This is a genomic window from Halomonas sp. HAL1 (genome assembly GCF_030544485.1).
Taxonomy (GTDB): domain Bacteria; phylum Pseudomonadota; class Gammaproteobacteria; order Pseudomonadales; family Halomonadaceae; genus Vreelandella; species Vreelandella arctica.
In genome coordinates this window covers 145,036-166,941 of record NZ_CP130611.1, presented here as the reverse complement: position 1 = coordinate 166,941, position 21,906 = coordinate 145,036, and the positions used below count along the sequence as shown (strand labels likewise).

The following is a 21,906-nucleotide window of genomic DNA, read 5'->3' as shown; positions in this document are numbered from 1 at the left end:
GGGCTATGGAACGTCAAGCATGTTGGGATTGCTGTCGCTGGATAATTCGGCGTCGCTGCGCGATCGCTCCCTTGAGCCGAGCTGACAGGTGTGCATCCAATTGAGCGCTATTGACCCAGCGTTCTGCCGAAACAAGGCGCTCAACATCTGAGTTTTCAATCTCCGTTAGAATCGCCTCGGGCGACGCCAAACGGTGACCATTTGATATCCGCTGCTCTGATGGCTCAGGCTCACCCTGGGGGAGAAGCGCTGAGGTTTGCACAGCAGACTTGTAGGCAGCATTTCCATCGTCATCAGGGCCTTGAGCAAGACCAAGAAGAGCCATCAACCCATATCGACGTGCATACGTCTGGGCTGACGCCACGCCATGGCTATCCAGGGTTTCAACTGGCATTTCACAGTAAGAGCCAATGTATTCCCCGGAAGGACCATGAATGAGCATGGTTTCCATCACTACAGCCCCCACCGTTCCGGGCACAGGTGCCTGAACCAGTGCGATTTCAAACTTATTCAAGACTGCGCGAATGGTGCCGATTACAATTGCCAGGCTCGCATAGCGGCTGTCGTACATCGGGTTCGTAGAATCCGGTGCGATCAGGCCACCTAGCTCAGCCTGAACTGAAGCCAGTGCTTTACCGATTCTGGCGATTGAGTCACTACGATTCATAACGTGCTCTCCTCCCATCCCCCTGGTGTCGGGGTCTCATGAGAGGTAGGGGCGCCACTGACAGACAAACGGGAGGTGGTATTGAGAAAGCCGAGAGGAGTAGCTACGCCTCTGAGGTGACACGATCAAGCGGTTAATTCAAACATACGTTTAGTTGAATAACTCGTAGGGAGAACTGATGCACCACGTAAGGGAACTAGAATCATTCCCTAGGCCCCATATAACCCTGGTCTCAACATTAAGAACCAATAAAAAAAGTCAGACTGGTTATGGAATGAAAAATCGAGCGGCAACTTCGGACCCTGTGCTGAAAGCCTTGAGTACAGAAGCGCCGCCTGGTGGCATGCTATCCACGCTAAAAAGCGCGAACTCAACCGGCATGAGCTTCAAGCGGGGTGGGGTGGGGTGGGGTGGGATGACCTAAGGGGTAAGTAGCTGCTTGACCCAATCAGATTCAGCAAATTTATAAAAAACGCATCCGTCCTCTTGAATCTGAAAATTCTGAAAAATGAAAAACCCTCCTGACAATGGATGTCAGAAGGGTTTGAAGGGTTAAGCAGCTTCGCTCTTGCGGGGGAATCCCGTGAGCCCACTACTGGTGTACACATCAGCCCAATCGACACTTACATCGACTGAACTGGGTGCATCAGGGATCTTAATAGACACTTGAATCCCTTTCTCTAAAAGCCGAGCCTGGAGCGCTTCCGCCGCTTCCTGGCCAGCCTTACGGCCTTTCCTGTCGGGGAGGTCACGATCAGCCCAGATAACGACTTCCGTAACACCCTCAGGCGGCTCGAACGACCTCATCAGTGAGGCTGATAGCACCGGCCAGACAGGCATCCCAGTTGCAGCCCGAATAGCTAGCGAAGTTTCAATACCCTCAGCTACACCGATAACGCCGGCTGTTACCGTACCCAAGCGGATAGCACCACCATGGACATCGCCACCATTCACCACAGGGAACAGCTTTTTGGCCTTGATTACAGGCGCCTTCTTAACCACACCACTTTCGGAGCGGTTGAGATACGTCCTATGCATCGTCACAGGCTTTCCAGCCGCATCCCTGACTATGGTTATCAGTGCAGGATAGTGGCCCACCACTTTGCCTTTTTCGATGTAAGCCAGCCTAGGATGGAGGCGTGCCTCCGTCTCGAGAACGCTGAGCATTGGCTTTACAGGCAACCCGCGGAACTGCAAATAGCTTGCTAGCATGAAGCGACCTTCGCCCCTTCCCAGGGGTAGAGCTTCTTCCCAGCGTCTACGCAGCGTTGGGCGTATATCTTTCTTTTCCTCGACTTTTCGAGGCGCTGGGCGCGATGCTACGGGCGCCAGCGCCTCAACGGTTTGTTCACCGAGAGCCCCCATGACCTGCTCCAGGATTTCGGGAAGAGACCAGCCTTTCAGCTCTTTGAGCAAGCTAAATCCATCCCAGTTACCGCAAGTGCAGATGGCCGTCCCACGTTGCTTGAAACCGCGATCGAGGCGGAAGTCTTCTTTGCCACCATGTATAGGGCAGTCGATGTGATGGCCCGGGTGGGCCAGCGCATCTTCCAGCTCCGGGCATAGGACCCGAAAGACCGTATCCCATTGCCCTTGCGCTACACGCTTCACATCAGCGATTTCGTACTTGTTACTGTTTCTCATGATCTGCTCCTCTCTCATTTCCGGTTGCCCGGATCTCACAAGTAGATAGGGCGACCAGTGACGGCTATGGAGAGGTAGGGGAGACACTGCCATCAAATTAAAATGTTCCGCATGCGAAACAATGGCAGTAGATAGCCCTAGACAGAGAAAAGCCCCTTCCGTGTAACGGAGAGGGGCTTGAAGGGTGCCTAAGAGTTTAGTGTGTGGCTAAGCCGCGGATTGCGTCTTAAACCATTTTTGCTCCCAAGCAGATTTGTCCTGCTCACTAATACTATGCAAGCAGTTGCCAATGAGGCGGCCCACTGCGCGAAAAGCACAATGAACCACTCCTTGGCCCAGCAGTTCGTGGCTGACAGTCTCAGACAGCCCTTGAACAAGCATCTCAGGGACTGTTTTGACTCGGGCATGCTCTGCCTTGGTCAATAGTCGCGACTGGCCAGAATCGTCAGGGTGACGGAGAAACGGCTCAGTTGAGCGTGCCTTCGAGTACCCACGCCCTATGGTGCCGAGGCTTCCCTCTGAACCATCGAGCAGCTGACGACGAAAGCCCTTTCCCGCCGCCAGATCCCTGGCCTCCTTGTCGGCAAGGTAGCTATAAGGCTTGAAGCGATCCTTAACTACCTGAAACGGCTCCAATACCGCGGCGATGGATGATTCACGCTGACGTACAGGCTCCAGCGCTTCGAGATCGACCTCAATGCCCTTACTCACTGAGAGCATGCAAAGCCGATCGCGCCGCTCCAGTGACCCCATCGCGTACCCATCCAGAATGGTCTCATGCACGTCATAGCCAATGCTCGCCAACACGCTGCGAATGACCGTCATGCTGGCGGTCGACTGGTACTGCGGGACATTCTCCAGTAGCACCATAGCCGGCCGCAAAGTCTGGATTGCATTCATGAAGGCGATGAAGAGACTACCTGCTGTCTCATGCGCTTCTGCCCGGTCCAGCTTATTCTTCGCCCGTCCTGACAGGCTAGCCCCGGTACACGGCAAACCTGCACAAAGGAGGTGAATGAACGGCAGCTTGTGCCACTCCACTTCCTCCATCGGGCCTTGGATCGCAATGCTATCCTCGTCCCACACAGGGTTGTTCGCCAATGATGCCTCCAGATAAGCACCTTCCAGCTCATTGGCGAAGGCCAGGCGCGAGGGTATTCCGACATCTGCAAGGCCAGTATGTATTGCGTGATCAAGCACTCCCCCGCCGTGGGCAATCGAGCCAATTTCAATCGGTTCACCCTTGGTCAGGGACTGCAGTAGACGACCCATACGATCCGATTCAGCTAGATCATGGTGATGAATCGTGATGTCGACACGATTCCCCCTGACGACGACACGCACCCGCTCTACCTTGCCCAACGCTTGCGCCAGCTCAGCTGCCGTAATGTCGATGACTGGCAACTCGACCTCACCACGCTTTCTGCGCGACACCTTGTAAGCACCATTTTCTGCAAATTGCAGGGTCAGGCTCTTACGGCCGGCAACGAGGTTGAAGCGCTGCCCTGGAGTGATCCCAGTACGCGCCAGCCGATTGCCTTCCAGCCACAAACGCTGCTTACCCCTGTGCTCACCAATCTTGGTGTAAATCACAGTGCTCTTGCTCATGATCAATCTCCTCTCTCATTCCTGCGGAATACAGGTCTCGAAAGGAGGTAGGGGGCCTGGTGACCCATAGCCGGGTCCGGTGGGAATACTGCACACAAAGAAAATTGGCGCCTGGTCTCAGGCCTAGGACAGGAGGGGGGATGTTGCACAGGTAGTGGCGATGCCTTGTCATTGTCATCAACGCACTAGGGGGGATACTGCATAGATAACCCCAGAAATCCGCTTACCGGATGTCCGAGACTGAGGGGGAATGTTGCACAGCAGTGATCGGTTCAGCCTGAATGTGAAAGACCCTTCACAAGTGAAGGGTCTGTTGAATGTATTACGCAGCAGTCTTGATCTGTTCCACAATCTCTATTCCCCGCTCAACAGCATCCTGAGCAAGTTCACGAGCATGAACGTCAAGGTGAGCATTATTTTCTGTCTTGTTGACCTCAATACCCCCCAGTACAGTTGCCACATCGTCCAAAAGAACAGATTGGCTACCTACTTTCAGTTCGACCTTGGTCTTGAGTACACCGAAAAACCACCTATTCTCTGCCCAGGTTTCCTTATCGGAATCTGAATAGGTATCAAAGCAGTGCGGTGTCACATCTGGATCATGGTCGAGCAACACTGTGATCGTGAAGTCGCCATGTGAACCTGTCACGGTGTCACTACAGATTGCAAAGCAGTCGAATTTAGTCAGTTCCATGATCGTTTATCTCTCTCATTCCTGCTGAATTGCAGGTCTCAGGGGGAGATAGGGAAGCCACTGACACAATATATAAGACTCCGTGGTACCAAAACGGGGGAAGGGCTCCTACTCCCTTGCATCGGTATGGCCATGCACCTCAATAAGAGTGCGTTGCGAGGGACCGGATATACGTGAGCGATTGATAACTGTAGGCCAGAGGTAGGATGGTGCTAAACGAGGGGAAGTCCTTTAACCGTGACAGCCATTTTTGATTAGGATACTGTCAACTTAAGAATTATGAGAAATCTCGATTGTCCGATAACGACCCAAAGCGGCCATCGCAGGATAGAAGCCCCTAGCTCACAATGCTTTTTTTCTGGTCAGTTCTGTAACGTGAAGGCTTGTATTGCCAGAAGAGAATCTTTCAAATACATATAAAACAGTTGCTTATGATCAGGGCTCTTATGCTTATGCGCAATTCTCAGATACTGGTGATAATGTTAACGCGCATGCGCATGAATAAAACTGTTAGGCAAAAAAATGGACTCATCACAAGATAAATACCGGGCAGTTCTAATTGAGATCAAACGGCGAACGGCTGTCGTAGATTCATTCCTTTTCGGTCAAGCCCACGCACTCTACGTCCCTACTACAGTTGAGTCGGTCTGTTTACAAATTAGAAAGATTCTAGAGCTGGTTGCATTTAGCTCTTTGATCGCCAATAGAGAAATATATTCCGCCCAACACAAGAAATTTGCAGAGCATTGGAATGCTAGGCTAATGCTCAAAGATCTAGAGCGTATCAATCCAGGTTTTTATCCGCACCCCATCATACAAAACCCAAGCAAAACGCCGGGAATCACCTCTGATTGGGCGGATCGGAAAGATGATTTTCTAACAAAAGAACAGTTCATCAAAGTTTATGAGAAGTGCGGCGGAATATTGCACGCTGATAACCCCTATGGCACTAAAACAGACTATCCGTATTATCAGGAGCAGGCCAAAGACTGGAGAAACCGAATGGTCAACCTGCTTAACGCACACACCATCAAGCTCATTAATGATAAGAACCTCTATCTTTTTCAAATGGGAGCAAAGGATGCAAACCCTAGTTACAATGCTTTTGCCCCAGTCGAATGATAAAGGTCTAACAATCGCAGACACAGGGACAAAATTTGCGCTGCGCTACAAATTTGCCCGTGCTGCGGGCGTTATGCCCTGCTGCCTATATTGTCTTGAGAAGAAAATTTCATATGTACAGAACTATATTTATAAAACCGAAATTAATCGATAGCGGGGAATCGTACTGGGCAATGTTCTATTGCTCTATCTTGAAAACAATTGCCTACCAAAAAAATCTTGAATACAGGCTCAAGACTAGTTCATTGCAAGAATACCGAGGAACTTTGAATTATCCAGCGAACTTTTTCAACAAGATGAAAAACAATATAAGGAACCATGGGTTTGAATATCTAATGATCGATTATCTTCGATCTGTAGATGGGATAGATGCTAGGGATAAGTTAGTATCAGAACTTCTGTTTCAATACGGTATACATGACTTCGAGTATACGCATTTAAATATCTTTAAACTTGGAGAGGATTCATCTCTCTATAGAATGATAGAACAGTTTGATGATCCAGATGTAAAAATATTAACGCCTCTTGAACATCATGCCTTTTCAAGAATGGGTAGAATTCTATGTAATGGGCAAACGAGGCCCGTCAGTAAAGTAGCAGAATCATTCTTACATTCGGATTTGTTGATCATGGTTTCGGATGGTAAAAATCATACATATGGTTTTGTTGGGGAGGTTGAGGGACATCATGGTGAGCAGCTTTTTAGAAGCAGCTACTACGAAAAAAATGGTGGAATTAAGGGGCGCTACACAACTTTCGCAATTGGAGCATCAGATAGAAAAAAATTCGACGATGTTGTTATAAAGGATAATATAGTTTTAGCGAAAGATGAAAAAGGCAGATTGATTCTCCATTTCTCAAATTCCAATGCGTTCTTCAAGTCATTTAAGCATGCTATAAACAATATGGAACTTTGCTTGAGTGGCCACTTTTCAAATGTTGAAGGCTTAGACGATTCCCACAATAAAATATTGAGTATCGTTGAAAGTGGCTGGGAAAAAAATGTTCAAGACCTAATATATAATTTGGAAAAGATTATAGAATATGATATAGATCTAAATGAGTATTCGTATCAAACTGACAGCGATGAAGGTGACGTTATATGGAAACCATCGCCGATTGCAATAGCAAATCAGTACTATCTGCACAAATTAAATTCAGTTGGATAGTCAGGCATAACAAGGCAATGTTTGGGACTTCGCTACGCTCACCCAAAATCGCGGCGTTAAGTTCAGGTGAGCTATGAATAACGAATCAGCGGGTACATTTATTGAGCACTTTGAAAATCAGGGTATCCGGATTAAGTGGTAGATGGAGCCCCTTGCTCCTTCGAACCCTTAACTCTTCCAGAAGGTTGATAGATCGACGCCGTAGTTTTTCTCAGGCTCGGGAAGACCCATGCTGTAGGTCATGGTGGCCTTGCCCAGGAAGGGGGATTCCTTGGTCTGCGGCACCTTCTTCTTGTGCTTGGTGGTGTAGAGCATCCGGGCCCGCATCACCTCGAATGAGTAGCCACGGCCATCGCGGTTCTTATCCTTGGCCAGCCGGTTGATTGACTCCGTGAAGGCGTTGGTGATCGGGATGTCGGTCTCGAAGTAGGTCAGCATCTCCTCATGCCAGCCACTGATAGCACTGACGAGATCTTTCCAGACCTCCTTTTGCCCCTGTGGGATGTCGTCAATCCAGGCAGTCAGCGCCTTCTCGGCGTCACGCCGGGTTGTGGCGTCCCAGATGTGGAAGAACCGCTCCTTGTGCTCGTAGGCCGCCAAGAGCTGGGGGAATGCCCCTGTCCAGGTCTCCATGATGAGCCGTTCGCGATCTGAGACATCGTGAGCGCGCTTCAGCAGGATCTTCCGGTCACCCTTGAGGGTTCGGCGCTGGTTGGACGTCAGCTTTTTCCTGAGCCCCTTGCGGACCTTTTCCAAGGCCTCGTTGGCCATTCGCACGACGTGGAACTTATCGACCACAATGCGAGCCTGCGGCAGCACCGCCTGGACAGCACGGCGGTAGGGTTTCCACATATCCATGCTGACGATCTCGACCTGGTGGCGCTCGGTCATGCTCATGAGGCGCCTCGTCACCGCGTCCTGCTGGCGACCGGGCAGCAGGTCCAGTAGGGTACGCTCCTCCAGGTTGGTCAGGATGCAGCGGTAGCGGCGGTTCAGGTACAGCTCGTCGATCCCCAGGCAGCGGGGTGTCTCGAAGCGATGCCAGGCTGCCAGGAACTCAGCCTTCTTCTTGAATATCTCGCGGACAGTCTTCTCGTCGAGGCCCGTGGTATCAGCCACGTAGGCGTAGGGGTGATTGAAGGCTTCCTTCTCGACGTGGTTGTAAAGCCTCCGCGTCATGCGGTGATCGTCTACCATTTCCGGAAGAGCTGGCCGGAACGTCCTTCCACACGCCCGGCAGGTGTAGCGGCGACGGACCACCCAGAGGGTGACCCGCCTTCCGTGGATGGGTAGGTCGCGATAGGCCACATCGCGCTTGCCGAACCTGACAAACTCACTCTCAACGCCGCATTCCTCGCAAGCTAGAGGCTCAGGAGCTTCGACCTGGTAGTGGAGATCATGCTCTTCCATCTTGGTGGCTAGGACGTGGTACTCGGGAAGGTGCAGGATGTTGTCAGGCAAGCTGGTCATGCAAACTTTCCTTGTCGACATGGTCCATAGATGATTGCGACTCTTTGACCGCGTTGTTTTCTACGAACTGAAGGTGATTTACTCCCTTGGGTCTTCTGCTTCTCTGAGCCCTTCATGCAATGACGCAATTAGCGGGCAAGTGATATTGCCTTGTTGTGCATGGCATCGGTCGACCATTTCGCTCAGCACCTTCTCAATTCTTTCAAGCCTGTCGATCTTCTCGCGAACGTCCCCTAACTTGTGCTCTGCGAGAGCACTGGCTTCTTGACAGTGGGCGCCATCTTCCAGCCGAAGTAGGTCACTGATCTCATCCAGACTAAAGCCCAGCTGCTGCGCCGTTTTCACGAACGTCAACCTGTCGATATCGGCGGCACTATAGCGTCGAATACCTCCGGGAGGTCGTTCGGGCTCCGATAATAGCCCTCGTCGCTGGTAATAGCGGATTGTCTCGACATTGACGCCGGCCGCCTTGGCCAGGCCGCCAATGGTCATGGTGTCCGCCACTTTATCTGCATGTCTCTTCATGATGCTTGACTCCGTACCAAGCTACGGAAGTAACCTTATCGTAGCTCCCCCCATCCCGAAAGGAGAATCGTCAATGCGGACACCTAAAACGGGGCGAGGGCCCCTGGCCGCCGGAGGAGTCGCGGCCCTCCTGGCCTCGGCGTGTTGCCTCGGCCCGCTGGTTCTGATCACGCTGGGCGTTTCCGGCGCCTGGATCAGCAATCTGGCGTCGCTGGAGCCCTATCGCCCGCTCTTTATCGGCGTCGCGCTGGTGGCGATGTTCTTCGCCTGGCGTCGCGTCTTTCGGCCAGTGGAAAAGTGCCAGCCGGGAGAGGTGTGTGCCGTGCCACGGGTCAGGACGGGCTACAAGGCGATCTTCTGGCTCGTATCGCTGCTGGTGCTAATCGCCCTGGTATTCCCCTACGTCTTGCCCTTGTTCTATTAAAAGGAGATCTACCATGAAAGCTCGTTTCGCCTTCATCGCGCTACTCGCCCTGCTCAGCACGCCCGCCTTAGCGGCCTTGCAGACCGTGAAGCTGTCGGTGCCGGGCATGACCTGTGCCGCCTGCCCGATCACCGTCAAGGCCGCCCTCAACAAGGTGGACGGCGTCTCGCAAGTCGACGTGAGCTACGCGGATCTCGAGGCCGTGGTCACCTTTGACGACGCCCGAACGTCGGTGGAGGCATTGACCGAGGCCACCACCAACGCTGGGTATCCATCAACCCCGACATCCTCGCAAGCGGATCGAGAGTGATCATGAAGAATCCCAAGACCCTGCTGCGCGTGAGCGTGATCGGCACCGTCCTGGTGGCATTGTGCTGCTTTACGCCGATCCTGGTGATCCTGCTTGGCACGGTGGGCCTGGCGGCGCTGACGGGCTATCTCGACGTTGTGTTATTGCCGGCCCTGGCCTTCTTCATCGGCCTGACCATTTATGCGATTTGGCGTAAGAAGCAGTTCGACGCCTGTTGTGACAACGGCTCTATCAAATCAAGGAATACGCCCCCTGAGTGACATCAAGCAGCTGCACATCGCGGTCATCGGGTGAGTTGTTTACGAGCTTGTCCGTCACGGTGAAGGAATAAGCGTGAAAGATTCGCAGAAATTTATAAGCGTCGTGCTTGGCACCGGGTTGATGGTGCTGTGTTGCGCCGGGCCAATCGCCCTGGTGCTATTCGGTACGGCGGGCCTGGCCGCGTTGGCAGGCTATCTCGATTACCTGCTGTTTGCCGTCCTGGCCATCGTCATCGGCTTACCTCTCTACGCGCGATACCACAAGCGGAAGCAGGATGCCGGCTTTACTAATGAAGACTCGGAGAAACGTGATGATTGAACTCAACGTGAGCGGCATGACCTGTGACCGCTGTGCGGATCATGTCAGGGAAGCCTTGGAGAAGCTGCCCGGCGTGCAGTCGGTGGAGGTATCCTATCCTCAGAGGACGGCATCGGTAGCCGTTGATCCGGGGACACCGGCCTCGGCGTTGACGTTTGCCGTGACCCGACTTGGCTACCAAGCTCGACTGGCCAACAGTGGGCCCACTTCCCCGGCAGGCGCATCGGTGTCCAAGGGCCGTGATGAAGACGCCCCGCACATCGCGGTGATCGGCAGCGGCGGCGCCGCCATGGCGGCGGCCCTGAAGGCCGCCGAGCGCGGCGCCCGGATCACCCTGATCGAACGCGGCACCGTCGGCGGTACCTGTGTCAATACAGGCTGTGTGCCTTCGAAGATCATGATTCGCGCGGCCCATATTGCCCACTTGCGTACGGAAAGTCCCTTCGATGCAGGCCTGAGCGCCCAGGCGCCGGTGGTGGATCGGGCCAAGCTGCTCGAGCAGCAGCAGCGACGTGTCGAGGAACTGCGTGACGCCAAGTACGAGGGGATTCTGCGCGACCACCCGGCCATCACTGTCCTGCACGGCGAGGCCCGGTTTATCGATGCCCATAGCCTGATGGTCAAGCTGAACGAGGGCGGCGAGCAGGTCGTCCACTTCGACCGCGCCTTCATCGGTACTGGCGCCCGACCGGCAGTACCGCCGATCCCGGGTCTTGCCGACACCCCCTACCTGACCTCTACCAGTGCTCTGGCCCTGGACACTCTTCCCGAGCGGCTGATTGTGATCGGCGCCTCGGTGGTGGCCCTGGAACTGGCCCAGGCCTTCGCCAGGCTGGGCAGCCGGGTCACGGTGCTGGCCCGCAGCCGCCTGCTCTCCCAGGAAGACCCGGCGGTAGGGGATGCGGTGGAGGCGGCGTTTCGCCGCGAGGGCATCGAGGTCCTCAAGCAGACCCAGGCGAGCCGTGTGGACTACACCGACAATGAATTCATTGTCGACACCAACGCCGGCACCTTGCGGGCGGATCAACTGCTGGTGGCCACCGGACGGACACCCAATACCGAGGCCCTGAACCTGGCGAGCCTCGGCGTGGAAACCGCACATGGGGCTATTCTGGTCGATGAGCATCTGCACACCACGGTGCCGGGGCTCTATGCCGCCGGTGACTGCACCGATCAGCCGGAGTTCGTCTATGTCGCCGCCGCCGGGGGCAGCCGGGCTGCCGTCAACATGACCGGGGGCGAAGCCACCCTGGACCTGAGCGCCATGCCGGCGGTGATCTTCACCGACCCCCAGGTGGCCACCGTCGGCCTGACGGAAGCCGAGGCCATCGAGCAAGGCTTCAGCGTCGATACCCGTGAGCTGGACCTGGAAAACGTGCCGCGTGCGCTGGTGAATTTCGACACCGGTGGTTTCATCAAGCTGGTGGCCGAACGCGACTCGGGCCGGTTGCTGGGGGTGCAGGCGGTGGCGGGGGAAGCCGGTGAGCTGATCCAGACGGCGGTGATGGCGCTACGCGCACGCATGACCGTACACGACATCGCCAATGAGCTGTTTCCCTACCTGACCATGGTGGAAGGGCTCAAGCTCTGTGCCCAGACTTTCACCAAGGATGTGACGCAGTTGTCCTGCTGTGCCGGGTGAACGATATGAGCGCGACCGTGGTGCCACTGGGCGGCGGCACCACGGGTTTTGGGCATGGACACCACAGGGAGCCCTGTCACGATGAACACGACACTACCAGATTGCGGGATGATGGGGGCGATGGGCTGGATAATGCCAGTGATCGGAATTGCCCTACTATTGCTACTGGTCCTGGGCATCGCCTGTTTGGTGAAGTATCTGCTCTCTAGCAAGTGAGCGTACTCAGCGAGCCATCAACCAGCTAATCCGTTGTGGGTTGAGTTTGTCGGCCACCTTTCGCTCTCGCATACCAACCAGATAATCCGGATACCCGAAAATCAGCTTCACAGTATGCGTCTAGTTGATAGTGTGCTTCACAGAAAGATTCTGTATGCAGCAACTCTAGATCCGTTCTCTAGGGCATGCTATGGCAAAAATGGATCGCATAGAGATAGAGTATCCAAGGTAATCAAAGAGTTGTCAGGTTGGGCTTCTCATAGCAGAGTCAGCTTGCCGCAACTAAAATTAAACCTTGAACAAAGTCATGAAGCATCAAACGGTAATCTTTATGCGGAGGTTTGTTCAGCGCTAGGTAGTTGGCCCGAAGGACAACTTATACGGCTTCATCAGAGCCCAGAAATTGATTCATTAAAATTGCTAGTAGTAAACGAAAAGCAGGCCGAACTAGTTGCTCGCTGTCAGTATGTCAACTTGTTCTACAATTATAGGAACGCATTGATTCACGAATTTAGGGAGCCAGGGTACGGTTTTGAGTTTTCGAACGATGGCAGTGAGCCCTATTACCACGGCATGATAGACAACCCATGGCAATTGGTTTACCCAGTTGCGTTCTTCGATTCACTCGTTGAATCAGTGCTGAACAACCTAAGTGACTTCTTTGAAGTCAATAGCATTGAGCCCCATGACCAATTCGAATTCGGTAGCACATGGCTGGGCCGGTAGAGAATAACCAAGACATGCACCGTATGCCAAAAACTCTGCTTCGTTCCGGTTTTTCATCGGTGATAGCGGCGTTAAAGCGCTATATCAATGGCTCCTAAAAGACGGCTGTTGGCCGAATGAGCAACTTCAGTCTATGGTGATTAATGGCGGTAGGTGGCTGTGGACACAAGCATCCCTGCCAAAATGTAATCAGCTTTATTAATAGCCTAAAGGAGGGCACATAATGAATAAGAAGACAACGAGCAAGGGCGCATCTAAAAGCGCATCTAAGACACTCACCAGTAAATCTACTGGCAAGTCATCAAAGTCAGCCTCTGGTAGCGCACTCTCTCAGACAGGAACGCCAAAACGTCAAACCTCTCCTAAGGCCGCTTCCGCCGCTTCAAAGACTCTTAGCGATGGTCGCACTAGTAAGGCTTCGAAATCCGCTGCAGGCAGTACATTGGCGCAGACGCCAAAAAAGAAAGGAAAGTAATTTCAATTTATTAATCGCTCTAGTCGAACTCCTTCGGAGTCGGATGAGATCTGCGCTAATAGTCAGCCAAATAGAGATGCCACAATGAAGTTGTCGAGTAAAGATCATGCGAGAGCCTTTGAGCTAATTGAAATTTGCAAAAAATATCAAGGCGAATATATTCCAGGTGATCATGGCTCGGGAAGTTGGGCAACAACATACTCAAATTAATTCATAGAAGCATCTGCTGAAATGTGTGCAATATTCAAAAGGTCTGGCTCTAACTTGCCAGTGTTCACACTTTCTCAATATTTTAAAAATGCAGGCATTCGCTCTTGTCGTGGCTCTATGATGAATATAGATAAAGTTGAGTACCTCTATAAAACTCATCTAAAGAACAAGGTTGAACAATACAAGTGACTAATGGGTAGTAAGATCAACTCGAGTCCGAAAAGGCTGCGCTAGAAATTTTGCATTCGGCTATTTACAGCATTTCATCACCTTGAGCTGATGTTAAGCTTATGGCCGAAACAGGAATGCCTCTGCATAAGAACCAACTACCCAAAGCAATTTTTTGACGACTAGCAGAAACTGATCAAGCCGCCTCCTGTTCGCCTAGCTCTTGGTTATGATTATGTCGTCTGCTCTTGGCCAAATGAGGAAATTTATTCTAAGCTAATAGAAAGGCTAAGCTCGTTTAAGATACTCAGCAGTTATCTCGGCAAATGCAGCCGACACGATAACTCAATAATAGGGCGTATGTTCTAATTATAATTAGGAGTAGGGAAATGATGGGCAACACCATGGGATTTGACGAACTCCAGAAAAAACTCAAAGGGATGGCGGACGGAGCAAAAGAACTTGAGGGTGAGCAGCAAATTTCTATTCCTGATTTGCTCACCGAAGATTTTGTGTCCGAGCACACAAAATTTCGGGATGCTCAGCAAATTTTTGATGAAAGTGGTTTTGAGATTAATAATGCAGAAGATTTCAAAGCGATCCCAGATGCTGACTGGGATAAATATATTGCTCAGATTTCAGAATTTGAGTCTTGGAGCGAGATGCTAAAAGCGGCCACAGCTGAGTACGTGAAGCGTAAAATGGGGTTGTAATATCATAACAATACGGTCAACGGGACCCCTTTTCCGCTGCGCCTTTGGCTCCGCTCCAAAGCGGCCCGTTACCTCAGCCCTGTATTTCAGGGGTTAAGATTGGGAAATCTAATGGAAGAGGATAAGTATCAATTTCAAAAAAAGTCCCTGTATCTCAACTTTTTGATATTGAGGGATGAGCTTCAGACCCTTGACTCGGTATTATCTCAACAGATGGGAGAGGCCAAAGATCTTCTGACAAAATTCCGTGCGACACGAAGCGTTTTTCTGATACTGAATAATGTAAAAGAAGCAGCAGACAGAATGCAGCTAAAAGCGTCACATGATTTTATTAAAAAAACCCGGCATCTAAAAAAGCGACTTGTCTTTGCGAATCATTTCCGTAATCGCGGCATTGGTCACCTGGACGGCACTTTGCTGAACCGTGCAGTGCAGTGGAGTCCGCAAATCTTTTATGAGAGTGCTAAAGAAAATGAACTATTTCGACTTGTAGAATCACACCGAGCAATAATTGAGTCATGTATTAACTCGTTTATTGATGCGGATGGTAATCAAAAGGTGTTTGGTACAGAGATCGACCTAATGTATCCGCCGGATGCTGAACAATTCTATTCATACCTGTCAGATGTGGTGACTGAAGCGATATCTTGGCTTTCTGATGCTGCAACGATCACCTTCGAAAAAATAGACCACCACACTGATGAAGAAATTCAGGAGTTAGCGGCTATAGCAGGGCAGACTGACTTTAATCTCAAGGTAAATGCTGAATATAGTTACTCAATCGAGGAACATAGGGAGGTGCTTTCTAATACTATCAGAGAATTAGAAGAACATGGCGCTGACCCGCAGACAATCGAGTTTATAAGATCCAAATTTGAAATATAATAAGTGCAGGCACGGCGACGTCCTTTACAATGCGCCTTCGGCTCCATTCCAAAGGCGCGCATGCTGCAAGCGTTATCAAGAGCTATTAAGCAATTTTTGATGAGTACACGAAATACGAACATAAAGCCCACATGGCTATGAACCAAGTTTCAATTGTATTTGATTTGGCACGGGCTGCTGAAAAAATGTGCGAATGGAAGAATGTTGGTAGCAGTAAGCAAGCATGGTCTGAGGGTCCTTTTATTGAAGCACCTGCTAATCAAAGGATAATTGATCTCCCAGAAGTGGATGGGTCTAAAGTAGAGCCCTACATTGCGAAAGCGGCGATAATCGAACAGTTTGAAATTTTCAAAGAGATATGTGTATTCTTTCAAGCTCCTTTTAATAAGAAAAGAGCTGAAAAGCTGCGCGGCTGTGTAGACGATGTTCTTCTTGATCGTTTAATTGCCGCAGTAACAAGGAGGAATGAATTGACTCATCAGGACGATTGTCAACCGCCTACCATGCGGGAAGCAGTTGAGTATTTCTATGATATTACAGAGCTCGCTGTCCAGTTTGGCTCTTTAGCGAGTGAAGGGTTATTTGATAACAAATCAATTCAGCCTACCGCTAAAGCGTCGGCTGATTGAGGCGTTATATCAGAATGATCTCAACGTCCGATCTTGGCCGAAAGCTGAAGTAAGCAGGAATAGGGGTGAGCTCTTCGTAACATTTAGCACCATTTTATGTAACAGCAGTAACAGTGCTTACAACTAGACCTTATTTAAATCTAAAAAACGGAACTTTCCAAGCGTCCTGATAAACATGCAACAAAGAGGAGTGGTTACCCCACTGAATGCAGAACTCACCGGCTGTCCCACCGTCGATATGGTACAACCCGATAAAAATCCGCTCAGTGATTCCTTCTGGGAGTCTAACTCCATCCATACTGCTGTTGAGCATGTAACCCTTAAAGCAGCCCTCGAACTCTTTCATACGATCTCCTAGTCATTCCTACCCTGTGCAGGTCTCATCATTGGTAGGGCGCAGAGTGACCCTGGAGAGAGGAAGTGCTGGATGGCCGCCACCAGTCGATAGGCTACAGTATAAATTATGGGCAGGACGCATTAGGGGCTGAGTGTTTACGCTGCCGTCCGGTCAAGTAGAGAGCGAACGTGCGGATTTGCATCCCGACCATCACCCTCGACTCCTTGGGCAGGCCGATTGAGTGAGGCGCCGGCCCAAAGAGCCACTGCAGCAGACCGGCTCACACCGGCAGTGCAGTGAATAACAAGTTTCACCGGCCGGCGATCGTTGGCCCACTGCCGAATCCAGCTAGAAATCATCCGCGCATCAGCAAGCGTCATAGGCTCTTCGCAGCCGAAGCCTTCTCCGGGAACAACATCATCAAACTGCATTAGGAGAACGTCAGCCCATCCCTTTGCCAAGCGAGTTGAACGCTCGTCCACCCCCCGAATGGACAAGACGACAGTATCGGCTCTTGCTTGCCGGCGCTCGATGTCGCGCCGACTTGTATATTCGATGCTAGTGATCATTGGTTTTCTCATTCTGGTTGGTTAGGGCATGGAGTGCTTGCTGGCGAACTCGCCCTGCGAGGTGAATCCTCATCGCGTACTCGGAGGCCGCAGATCGAGATCGCTTACGAGAAGTCTGGCGATTGATATGCTACTGGGTATCGATCACTAGAGCCTGAGCAGCAGCGACATATCGCAGCAGTGTTTCGCGCTCGGGGTACTTAGGATGGGTGCTATCCCATGACAGGCGAACACACGCCTCTCCAATCACGGACGACCGAGTAAAGGGGTTATCTAAGTAGTGCTTCACCAGCGTCTCGCCAGCCTGGGCCAGCTGCCCATCAGTTTGCTGCATGTGGTTTCCCCTTATCGTCCCCCGGCACATAAGTGGCTGGTAATAAGGAGATAGGGCGGGTAATGACACAGAACGAGAAAGCCCCAACTAGCGAACTAGAAGGGGCTTGAAGGTTAAGCATTGAATCTGTTCAGCTGAGAGCTGCAGATTTGCTGTGTTTAACAGCTTACCCTGAACCGAAAAGCTACAGGGATGCCTCAAGGAGGTTATCAGGACTGCTGACGTAAGCGCCCTTGCGTGATAGCCGAATAGCCCGCGGGCCTTGTCGAAACAACCTGACTACCAACCTAAGAGGTTATCGTGATTAGAAATTTTCTTATCCCATACCGTTCTTTGAACGGCCTCGCCAATAAGATAGGGGCCTGGGTGACATCTGGGAAGTTAATATTGGAAAAAAATACCCTCAAGACGCTCTCGGTCAGCTGAGGGGTGGCTAGATTGAGTGGTTTTGGCCACCATAATTTTGTGTCGAGCTGTCAGTAGTAGAATCTACTTGCCGAGCGTTCAGAGTACCCGGGGCCAGCGGTCGAAGGTAACGCTTCAGCGTCTCGCGATCGGTAATCGTAGGGTCCAGCCATGCCTCAGCGCCAGCAGCGACTACCACAGGCATGCGTCGACTGATCTCCTTGGCTTTCCCTCTGGCGGGCTCCGTTACGATCGCACATCCTTGACCGCCTTCAGCTAGCCGAGTGAATATTCCGGCTAGGTAAAGGCGCGGGCGCTCCGGGACACTGAAGTAAAAGGGCAGTTGCTCGTCACCCTCATACTTCCATTCGTACCAGCCATTCACCGGCACAAGACAACGATGCCGCGTAAAGGCACCTTTAAAATATCGTGTGCTGGCCAAGCTCTCAGCTCGTGCGGCATGGGTAGAGGGAGTGTCATTCGGCGCCCAGCGTGGCTTATACCCCCAGCGCATTGCCGTCACCTGTATTTCATCTCCAACGGCGCCGATGGCCATGATGGGCGCACCAGGCGAAATATTGAAATGCGGTGGGGGGAATGTTGCACCGGAATCCAACGGATACCCTGTCAGTGATGTCACGTCAGCCACATCATCGAAGAGCGCGAAACTACGACACATTGCTATCCTCCTGCCTGGTTGGCTACCCCACCAGTTTAACTATAGAAACGCCCCTTGGAGACCTGTATCGACGGGTGTCGAAAAGTGGGGCCTAGTGTTTTAATTGAAGTAGGGCTTTTAGTGAAGCAGCTGGTGGGCCCTAGTCAGACAAACTAACCGATGAGGTAGCGCCGTGATTGAGTGCGAAGGCATGAAGGATGATGAGACGCCATGTGAGCGAGAAGCAGTTCACGATATAACAGCCGTGGTGTTCGGCCAGGAACGCCAATTATTGCTTTGTAATGACTGCGTGCCAAAATATGTAGAGGAGGAAGACGATCTCTAATTACGTGCTATTACCTGCTACGTTCGCATGAATGGGTAAACAGGTTTTTCATAATGGCCAATATCTTAACCTTGATACCCGGCAATAAGCCGGGTTTTTGCGTCTCAATTAGCGAGGCTAATTGGATACAAAAAAACCCAACGTCGCGGCACGTTGGGTTTTTCTGAATTAATAACTAACTAATTCAACCAGCTGCAAATCTTTCAATATGGTTCTGTTCTTTATGCTCGGCATGCCAAAGCTCATAGTTTGCCTGCATCGTTAGCCAGTGCCTGGCGTTGCCAATTCCGCCGTGTTCTAACTTAACAGCCAAATCGGGGGAAATAGCGGCATGCTCATGTAATACGCGTGAAACTGCTGCACGAGACATGCCTAACTTTTTGGAAAATTCAGTGACGTTCAGCCCCAGCGCTGGCACGATCCGACGGCGCAATAAGCTACCTGGGTGCGGCGGGTTCATCATAGTCATGTTTCAGTTCTCTCTCTCTACACAAATTGTGTATCGCATAATTGAGGTGTTGCATTCGTGGCTACGTCTGCGAAGCCATCTTTCTCGGTGGCCCTTGATAACCGTACCGAGCCGGTTATCAAGGAACGCCGCGGTTAGTGGTAGTCTAAATAGTCAACAAGGTGTACATCTTCCCCATCAAACGTAAATATCACTACCCAATTACCGTTTACATGCACCGAAAAAAAGCCTTTTTTATCACCCTTCAAACTATGAAAATCAAATCCTGGCAAATTCATATCGTTTGGCTTAGTGGCTGCGTCGAGTGCAGCAAGTATGTCTCTTAAATCGTCTACATGGTTTGGTTGTACTCCTTGGGATTCTCCCTTCTCATAAAGACGTTTAAGCCCTTTGTGTTTGATCTTCTTTATCATCGCATTGCTTTGCTCCCTTGTTGTGAAATGCCCTCAAAGTGTAGCGCGTAACGCTACGCGCGTCAATGGCGACTAAGGTAGGAACTGCTTAAAGGTGGCATGGTTGACAGTACGCGAGCAGCTGTTCCGCCAACAAGATTGGCCCCGATTGAGGTGAAAAAAGGGTGTACTCATTAACGTGCTTCTCTCTCATTCCTGCAGTAGATCAGCTTTCAAGAGGGGATGGTGCTGTCAAGGGGCGATCTCAAGGCGATCTCCAGCGGCTATACCATGCTCATTGAAGTAGCCGGCATTTACCTCCAGGGCCATCCAGAAGCTCGTGCCAGCTGGATAACGCGGACAGGCTTCTTTTTCGGTCGTGCAGGGGACCATGCTGGTGATTGATTGGATCTCTCCGGCATGGTCGAGGAAGGCAATATCAAGCGGTATACGAGCCCGGTACATCCAGAAAGCATGATCGCCTGTCTGCTCCTCATCGTAGACGAAGAGCATGCCAGCATCGGGAGCCAGTGAGTCACGCTCCATCAGGCCTTTGCGACGCTGGCGCGAGGTCGCTGCCACCTCCAGCGCGAGCGAATACCGGCCTTCATTCGCGTGTAAAACACCAGATGAAAATGCAGTGGCCTGTCGAAGAATCATCCCGGCGATTAGTGCAGTGCCAATCAAGAAAAGCGCCAAAATGCCGATACCTTGCCGGGTAGTGGGCCGATCGAATCTCACAAGCTTTTGTTTACGCTGTGGCATCATTACCTGGGCTCCACAAAAAATCAGAATGTCACTCCGAGATAGAGCCGAGGGTGACCGTAACGGAATAGGGTTGGGGGAATATATGATGCTGGCGACCACGTTACTTGGCCGCTGGTTGCGCCATGTTCGCTGGGCACGCCCAGCAGCCGTGCAGCATGCTGTTGAATTTTCACACCTAGCGGCCCGGGTTACACTCCCTGCCGCTAGCGCCAGCGAACTCGGTATCATCCAATGGCACCGATGGCCGCTTATATCAGGGGGAGACATAGCCTACTGGCAACCAGGACGAACGGGGCTGCAATGTCAGCGCCTCCCTTATGCGGCGGCCGCTGGACTCACAACGACCACCTACGATGATGACTTCAGCTGCTCGATCAGGGACATCACCTCCTTGGCGTCGGGGAAAGGAGATCTTGTCGGCTACGCCACTCTCGATACCTATGCCATGGGCGAATGTCGCGGACTGGTTCACTACGATCGCGCCAGCATCGAACCATTGCTCAACTGGCATGAACTTCGCTTCCATAGTGGCGCTGGCACTGAAGAGTCATTAGAAAGCTACAGCTGGCAACCAGGTAGCTACCACCTACACAACCAGGGCGGCGCTCATCACTTCGCGGCGGCACGCCTGATTGCTGGGTTCTTCGATCCCGGGCTTCGTATAAAAGCACCCCTGACCAAGCATGCACTAAATCCCGAGGTCGCCTACGGCATCCTCTGCGCCTTTGTCATCTTCTGTGAACCAGAGGAGCACATGATGAATGAGGCCTTTATGAAACGGATGGAAGTCGAGAAGATTCCATTCGCCATTTGTGCAGCACCCCCACCCTGGCAGGAGGGCCATCACCTTTTATTGTTGCCTTGTGAGAACAGCAAAGCCATGACTGTAGCTGACATATTCCGGGCTTACGGCTGGCTCGATGTCGGCGACCTCTTGCTCAAGCAGGCGAAACAACAGCAATAGCCCAAAAACTTGCTGCTTCCATTGGACAGGGCTGACTCCTGCTGGTGTTATTGCGGTAGCGCACATTAGTTAGAACAGCCATTAGGCTGCTAGGGCCTTTGTAGGCACAGTGATTTGCAACGAATTAATAAGGAAAATGAACTTGGCTAAGATCAAACACAACGCTGAGGCGTTTCACGCTGAGATTGCGATGCGCGTTTACGATGAGTCAGTGACCGACGCTATTGACGTTATCGCTCGTGATGGCGAGCCTGAAACACTACTGGCCGTGGTGCGAAGCCTTGTTGATTTTAATGTGTATTACAGCAACCAGAAATACTATAAAACGTACCAACACGCCTATGCCGCTATTGGTGCAGCAATCGATAAGGCTAACCCGGAGCATCAGCCATTAAATAAGCACTGGACTAAATGACTTCTCATAACCAGAGCACATCAATCCCGTTGCATAGATGTAGAAAAGCCCCTACCAACAAGCGGAAGGGGCTTTGAATGGATCATAGATCCTCTTTGTCACACTTCAGTGCTACCGACCCATTGGGTGCCGAGAAAGGCGTCCACGCCTTCTGCGACCTCCTGGGGGAGCATTTGCTCAATACCTCTGCCAGTCTCCTCTAGGGCCTCATGCGTCCAAGGCTCAGAGGGCAAGACACTCAATAGCACCTTTTTGCGATCGAGATCCTGAATGGTCAAAGGCTCATGCTGATGTTCCATAAGAATGTCAGGCTCACCGAACCATTGATCCGTCACAAACTTGATACTGGACATGCTTACCTCCAAGCGGGCTC

Annotated in this window: 27 protein-coding genes; 14 read left to right on the top strand and 13 right to left on the bottom strand. The window is 51.6% G+C overall.

Going from position 1 to position 21,906, the window contains the following annotated elements; all coding sequences use genetic code 11:
- Positions 1-13: 13 nt before the first annotated feature.
- The 4 genes from Q3Y66_RS20790 to Q3Y66_RS20775 all read right to left on the bottom strand — a co-directional run bounded on the left by Q3Y66_RS20790 (position 14) and on the right by Q3Y66_RS20775 (position 4,613).
- The gene (locus Q3Y66_RS20790; protein ID WP_008957411.1) at positions 14-667 is read right to left on the bottom strand and encodes an ERF family protein; all 654 of its coding nucleotides are present in this window, start codon (positions 665-667) and stop codon (positions 14-16) included.
- Between the two features lie 552 nt (positions 668-1,219).
- Positions 1,220-2,311: a toprim domain-containing protein gene (locus Q3Y66_RS20785; RefSeq protein WP_008957410.1), complete on the bottom strand. Its 1,092-nt coding sequence runs from the start codon at positions 2,309-2,311 to the stop codon at positions 1,220-1,222.
- Positions 2,312-2,518: 207 nt separating this feature from the next.
- Complete coding sequence (locus Q3Y66_RS20780; RefSeq protein ID WP_008957409.1) at positions 2,519-3,919, bottom strand: DNA cytosine methyltransferase; 1,401 nt, start codon at positions 3,917-3,919, stop codon at positions 2,519-2,521.
- 322 nt (positions 3,920-4,241) lie between these two features.
- Positions 4,242-4,613: a hypothetical protein gene (locus tag Q3Y66_RS20775; RefSeq protein ID WP_008957408.1), complete on the bottom strand. Its 372-nt coding sequence runs from the start codon at positions 4,611-4,613 to the stop codon at positions 4,242-4,244.
- A gap of 522 nt (positions 4,614-5,135) precedes the next feature.
- Here Q3Y66_RS20775 and Q3Y66_RS20770 point away from each other — a divergent pair.
- On the top strand, positions 5,136-5,735 hold the full coding sequence (locus tag Q3Y66_RS20770; RefSeq protein ID WP_008957407.1) for a hypothetical protein: 600 nt from the start codon (positions 5,136-5,138) through the stop codon (positions 5,733-5,735).
- Between the two features lie 113 nt (positions 5,736-5,848).
- The gene (locus Q3Y66_RS20765; RefSeq protein ID WP_008957406.1) at positions 5,849-6,904 is read left to right on the top strand and encodes a hypothetical protein; all 1,056 of its coding nucleotides are present in this window, start codon (positions 5,849-5,851) and stop codon (positions 6,902-6,904) included.
- A gap of 168 nt (positions 6,905-7,072) precedes the next feature.
- Here the strand turns inward: Q3Y66_RS20765 and Q3Y66_RS20760 are convergent, their stop codons facing one another.
- Both Q3Y66_RS20760 and merR read right to left on the bottom strand, forming a co-directional pair.
- Positions 7,073-8,374: an ISL3 family transposase gene (locus Q3Y66_RS20760; protein ID WP_008957405.1), complete on the bottom strand. Its 1,302-nt coding sequence runs from the start codon at positions 8,372-8,374 to the stop codon at positions 7,073-7,075.
- Positions 8,375-8,452: 78 nt separating this feature from the next.
- Positions 8,453-8,899 (bottom strand): Hg(II)-responsive transcriptional regulator, encoded by a 447-nt coding sequence (gene merR, locus Q3Y66_RS20755; RefSeq protein ID WP_006911920.1) that lies wholly within the window; start codon positions 8,897-8,899, stop codon positions 8,453-8,455.
- 73 nt (positions 8,900-8,972) lie between these two features.
- Here merR and merT point away from each other — a divergent pair, with 73 nt between their 5' ends.
- The 10 genes from merT (at position 8,973) to Q3Y66_RS20705 (ending at position 15,876) form a co-directional block, all read left to right on the top strand.
- Positions 8,973-9,323 carry a mercuric ion transporter MerT gene (merT, locus tag Q3Y66_RS20750; protein ID WP_008957404.1) on the top strand — a complete coding sequence of 117 codons (351 nt, stop codon included), beginning with the start codon at positions 8,973-8,975 and terminating at the stop codon, positions 9,321-9,323.
- Between the two features lie 13 nt (positions 9,324-9,336).
- Positions 9,337-9,633 (top strand): mercury resistance system periplasmic binding protein MerP, encoded by a 297-nt coding sequence (gene merP / locus Q3Y66_RS20745; protein ID WP_006911918.1) that lies wholly within the window; start codon positions 9,337-9,339, stop codon positions 9,631-9,633.
- 2 nt (positions 9,634-9,635) lie between these two features.
- Positions 9,636-9,893, top strand: a complete 258-nt coding sequence (gene merF, locus Q3Y66_RS20740) for a mercury resistance system transport protein MerF (RefSeq protein WP_008957403.1) — start codon at positions 9,636-9,638, stop codon at positions 9,891-9,893.
- Positions 9,894-9,966: 73 nt separating this feature from the next.
- Positions 9,967-10,212, top strand: a complete 246-nt coding sequence (merF, locus tag Q3Y66_RS20735; protein WP_008957402.1) for a mercury resistance system transport protein MerF — start codon at positions 9,967-9,969, stop codon at positions 10,210-10,212.
- Positions 10,205-11,854 (top strand): mercury(II) reductase, encoded by a 1,650-nt coding sequence (merA, locus tag Q3Y66_RS20730; RefSeq protein WP_008957401.1) that lies wholly within the window; start codon positions 10,205-10,207, stop codon positions 11,852-11,854. Before merF (Q3Y66_RS20735) ends, merA begins: the two co-directional genes overlap by 8 nt.
- Positions 11,855-11,935: 81 nt before the next feature.
- Positions 11,936-12,070: a hypothetical protein gene (locus Q3Y66_RS20725; RefSeq protein ID WP_008957399.1), complete on the top strand. Its 135-nt coding sequence runs from the start codon at positions 11,936-11,938 to the stop codon at positions 12,068-12,070.
- 949 nt (positions 12,071-13,019) lie between these two features.
- Positions 13,020-13,271, top strand: a complete 252-nt coding sequence (locus Q3Y66_RS20720) for a hypothetical protein (RefSeq protein WP_083832217.1) — start codon at positions 13,020-13,022, stop codon at positions 13,269-13,271.
- Positions 13,272-14,038: 767 nt separating this feature from the next.
- Positions 14,039-14,362, top strand: coding sequence for a hypothetical protein (locus Q3Y66_RS20715; protein WP_008957397.1), 324 nt, complete (start codon positions 14,039-14,041; stop codon positions 14,360-14,362).
- 111 nt (positions 14,363-14,473) lie between these two features.
- Positions 14,474-15,247 (top strand): hypothetical protein, encoded by a 774-nt coding sequence (locus Q3Y66_RS20710; protein ID WP_008957396.1) that lies wholly within the window; start codon positions 14,474-14,476, stop codon positions 15,245-15,247.
- A gap of 131 nt (positions 15,248-15,378) precedes the next feature.
- Positions 15,379-15,876: a hypothetical protein gene (locus Q3Y66_RS20705; RefSeq protein ID WP_008957395.1), complete on the top strand. Its 498-nt coding sequence runs from the start codon at positions 15,379-15,381 to the stop codon at positions 15,874-15,876.
- Positions 15,877-16,006: 130 nt separating this feature from the next.
- Here Q3Y66_RS20705 and Q3Y66_RS20700 read toward each other — a convergent pair whose 3' ends face one another.
- The 6 genes from Q3Y66_RS20700 to Q3Y66_RS20675 form a co-directional block, all read right to left on the bottom strand.
- Positions 16,007-16,222, bottom strand: a complete 216-nt coding sequence (locus Q3Y66_RS20700; protein WP_008957394.1) for a hypothetical protein — start codon at positions 16,220-16,222, stop codon at positions 16,007-16,009.
- Positions 16,223-16,912: 690 nt separating this feature from the next.
- A complete protein-coding gene (locus tag Q3Y66_RS20695; RefSeq protein WP_008957392.1) occupies positions 16,913-17,116 on the bottom strand; it encodes a hypothetical protein in 204 nt (67 codons plus the stop codon).
- Between the two features lie 433 nt (positions 17,117-17,549).
- Entirely contained in the window at positions 17,550-18,200 is a 651-nt protein-coding gene (locus Q3Y66_RS20690) for an SOS response-associated peptidase (protein WP_008957391.1), read from the bottom strand.
- Between the two features lie 509 nt (positions 18,201-18,709).
- On the bottom strand, positions 18,710-18,988 hold the full coding sequence (locus Q3Y66_RS20685; protein ID WP_035586648.1) for a HigA family addiction module antitoxin: 279 nt from the start codon (positions 18,986-18,988) through the stop codon (positions 18,710-18,712).
- A 140-nt stretch (positions 18,989-19,128) separates the two neighbouring features.
- Positions 19,129-19,407, bottom strand: coding sequence for a type II toxin-antitoxin system RelE/ParE family toxin (locus Q3Y66_RS20680; protein ID WP_008957389.1), 279 nt, complete (start codon positions 19,405-19,407; stop codon positions 19,129-19,131).
- Between the two features lie 231 nt (positions 19,408-19,638).
- Positions 19,639-20,154, bottom strand: coding sequence for a DUF192 domain-containing protein (locus Q3Y66_RS20675; protein ID WP_008957388.1), 516 nt, complete (start codon positions 20,152-20,154; stop codon positions 19,639-19,641).
- A 25-nt stretch (positions 20,155-20,179) separates the two neighbouring features.
- Here Q3Y66_RS20675 and Q3Y66_RS20670 point away from each other — a divergent pair, with 25 nt between their 5' ends.
- Positions 20,180-21,118 carry a DUF6685 family protein gene (locus Q3Y66_RS20670; RefSeq protein ID WP_008957387.1) on the top strand — a complete coding sequence of 313 codons (939 nt, stop codon included), beginning with the start codon at positions 20,180-20,182 and terminating at the stop codon, positions 21,116-21,118.
- 142 nt (positions 21,119-21,260) lie between these two features.
- Entirely contained in the window at positions 21,261-21,533 is a 273-nt protein-coding gene (locus tag Q3Y66_RS20665) for a hypothetical protein (protein WP_139041531.1), read from the top strand.
- A 98-nt stretch (positions 21,534-21,631) separates the two neighbouring features.
- Here Q3Y66_RS20665 and Q3Y66_RS20660 read toward each other — a convergent pair whose 3' ends face one another.
- The gene (locus tag Q3Y66_RS20660; protein WP_008957385.1) at positions 21,632-21,886 is read right to left on the bottom strand and encodes a hypothetical protein; all 255 of its coding nucleotides are present in this window, start codon (positions 21,884-21,886) and stop codon (positions 21,632-21,634) included.
- Positions 21,887-21,906: the final 20 nt, after the last annotated feature.

Excerpts from the sequence above, each read along its gene's own strand:
- merA (WP_008957401.1), top strand. The coding sequence starts at position 10,205 with ATGATTGAACTCAACGTGAGCGGCATGACCTGTGACCGCTGTGCGGAT.
- Q3Y66_RS20705 (WP_008957395.1), top strand. The coding sequence starts at position 15,379 with ATGGCTATGAACCAAGTTTCAATTGTATTTGATTTGGCACGGGCTGCT.
- Q3Y66_RS20680 (WP_008957389.1), bottom strand. The coding sequence starts at position 19,407 with ATGATAAAGAAGATCAAACACAAAGGGCTTAAACGTCTTTATGAGAAG.
- merT (WP_008957404.1), top strand. The coding sequence starts at position 8,973 with ATGCGGACACCTAAAACGGGGCGAGGGCCCCTGGCCGCCGGAGGAGTC.
- Q3Y66_RS20790 (WP_008957411.1), bottom strand. The coding sequence starts at position 667 with ATGAATCGTAGTGACTCAATCGCCAGAATCGGTAAAGCACTGGCTTCA.
- Q3Y66_RS20715 (WP_008957397.1), top strand. The coding sequence starts at position 14,039 with ATGATGGGCAACACCATGGGATTTGACGAACTCCAGAAAAAACTCAAA.
- Q3Y66_RS20710 (WP_008957396.1), top strand. The coding sequence starts at position 14,474 with ATGGAAGAGGATAAGTATCAATTTCAAAAAAAGTCCCTGTATCTCAAC.
- Q3Y66_RS20685 (WP_035586648.1), bottom strand. The coding sequence starts at position 18,988 with ATGATGAACCCGCCGCACCCAGGTAGCTTATTGCGCCGTCGGATCGTG.
- Q3Y66_RS20720 (WP_083832217.1), top strand. The coding sequence starts at position 13,020 with ATGAATAAGAAGACAACGAGCAAGGGCGCATCTAAAAGCGCATCTAAG.
- Q3Y66_RS20775 (WP_008957408.1), bottom strand. The coding sequence starts at position 4,613 with ATGGAACTGACTAAATTCGACTGCTTTGCAATCTGTAGTGACACCGTG.
- merP (WP_006911918.1), top strand. The coding sequence starts at position 9,337 with ATGAAAGCTCGTTTCGCCTTCATCGCGCTACTCGCCCTGCTCAGCACG.
- Q3Y66_RS20700 (WP_008957394.1), bottom strand. The coding sequence starts at position 16,222 with ATGAAAGAGTTCGAGGGCTGCTTTAAGGGTTACATGCTCAACAGCAGT.
- Q3Y66_RS20780 (WP_008957409.1), bottom strand. The coding sequence starts at position 3,919 with ATGAGCAAGAGCACTGTGATTTACACCAAGATTGGTGAGCACAGGGGT.
- Q3Y66_RS20675 (WP_008957388.1), bottom strand. The coding sequence starts at position 20,154 with ATGATGCCACAGCGTAAACAAAAGCTTGTGAGATTCGATCGGCCCACT.
- Q3Y66_RS20695 (WP_008957392.1), bottom strand. The coding sequence starts at position 17,116 with ATGCAGCAAACTGATGGGCAGCTGGCCCAGGCTGGCGAGACGCTGGTG.
- merF (WP_008957403.1), top strand. The coding sequence starts at position 9,636 with ATGAAGAATCCCAAGACCCTGCTGCGCGTGAGCGTGATCGGCACCGTC.
- Q3Y66_RS20765 (WP_008957406.1), top strand. The coding sequence starts at position 5,849 with ATGTACAGAACTATATTTATAAAACCGAAATTAATCGATAGCGGGGAA.
- Q3Y66_RS20760 (WP_008957405.1), bottom strand. The coding sequence starts at position 8,374 with ATGACCAGCTTGCCTGACAACATCCTGCACCTTCCCGAGTACCACGTC.
- Q3Y66_RS20785 (WP_008957410.1), bottom strand. The coding sequence starts at position 2,311 with ATGAGAAACAGTAACAAGTACGAAATCGCTGATGTGAAGCGTGTAGCG.
- Q3Y66_RS20660 (WP_008957385.1), bottom strand. The coding sequence starts at position 21,886 with ATGTCCAGTATCAAGTTTGTGACGGATCAATGGTTCGGTGAGCCTGAC.
- Q3Y66_RS20725 (WP_008957399.1), top strand. The coding sequence starts at position 11,936 with ATGAACACGACACTACCAGATTGCGGGATGATGGGGGCGATGGGCTGG.
- Q3Y66_RS20770 (WP_008957407.1), top strand. The coding sequence starts at position 5,136 with ATGGACTCATCACAAGATAAATACCGGGCAGTTCTAATTGAGATCAAA.
- Q3Y66_RS20670 (WP_008957387.1), top strand. The coding sequence starts at position 20,180 with ATGTCACTCCGAGATAGAGCCGAGGGTGACCGTAACGGAATAGGGTTG.
- merR (WP_006911920.1), bottom strand. The coding sequence starts at position 8,899 with ATGAAGAGACATGCAGATAAAGTGGCGGACACCATGACCATTGGCGGC.
- Q3Y66_RS20690 (WP_008957391.1), bottom strand. The coding sequence starts at position 18,200 with ATGTGTCGTAGTTTCGCGCTCTTCGATGATGTGGCTGACGTGACATCA.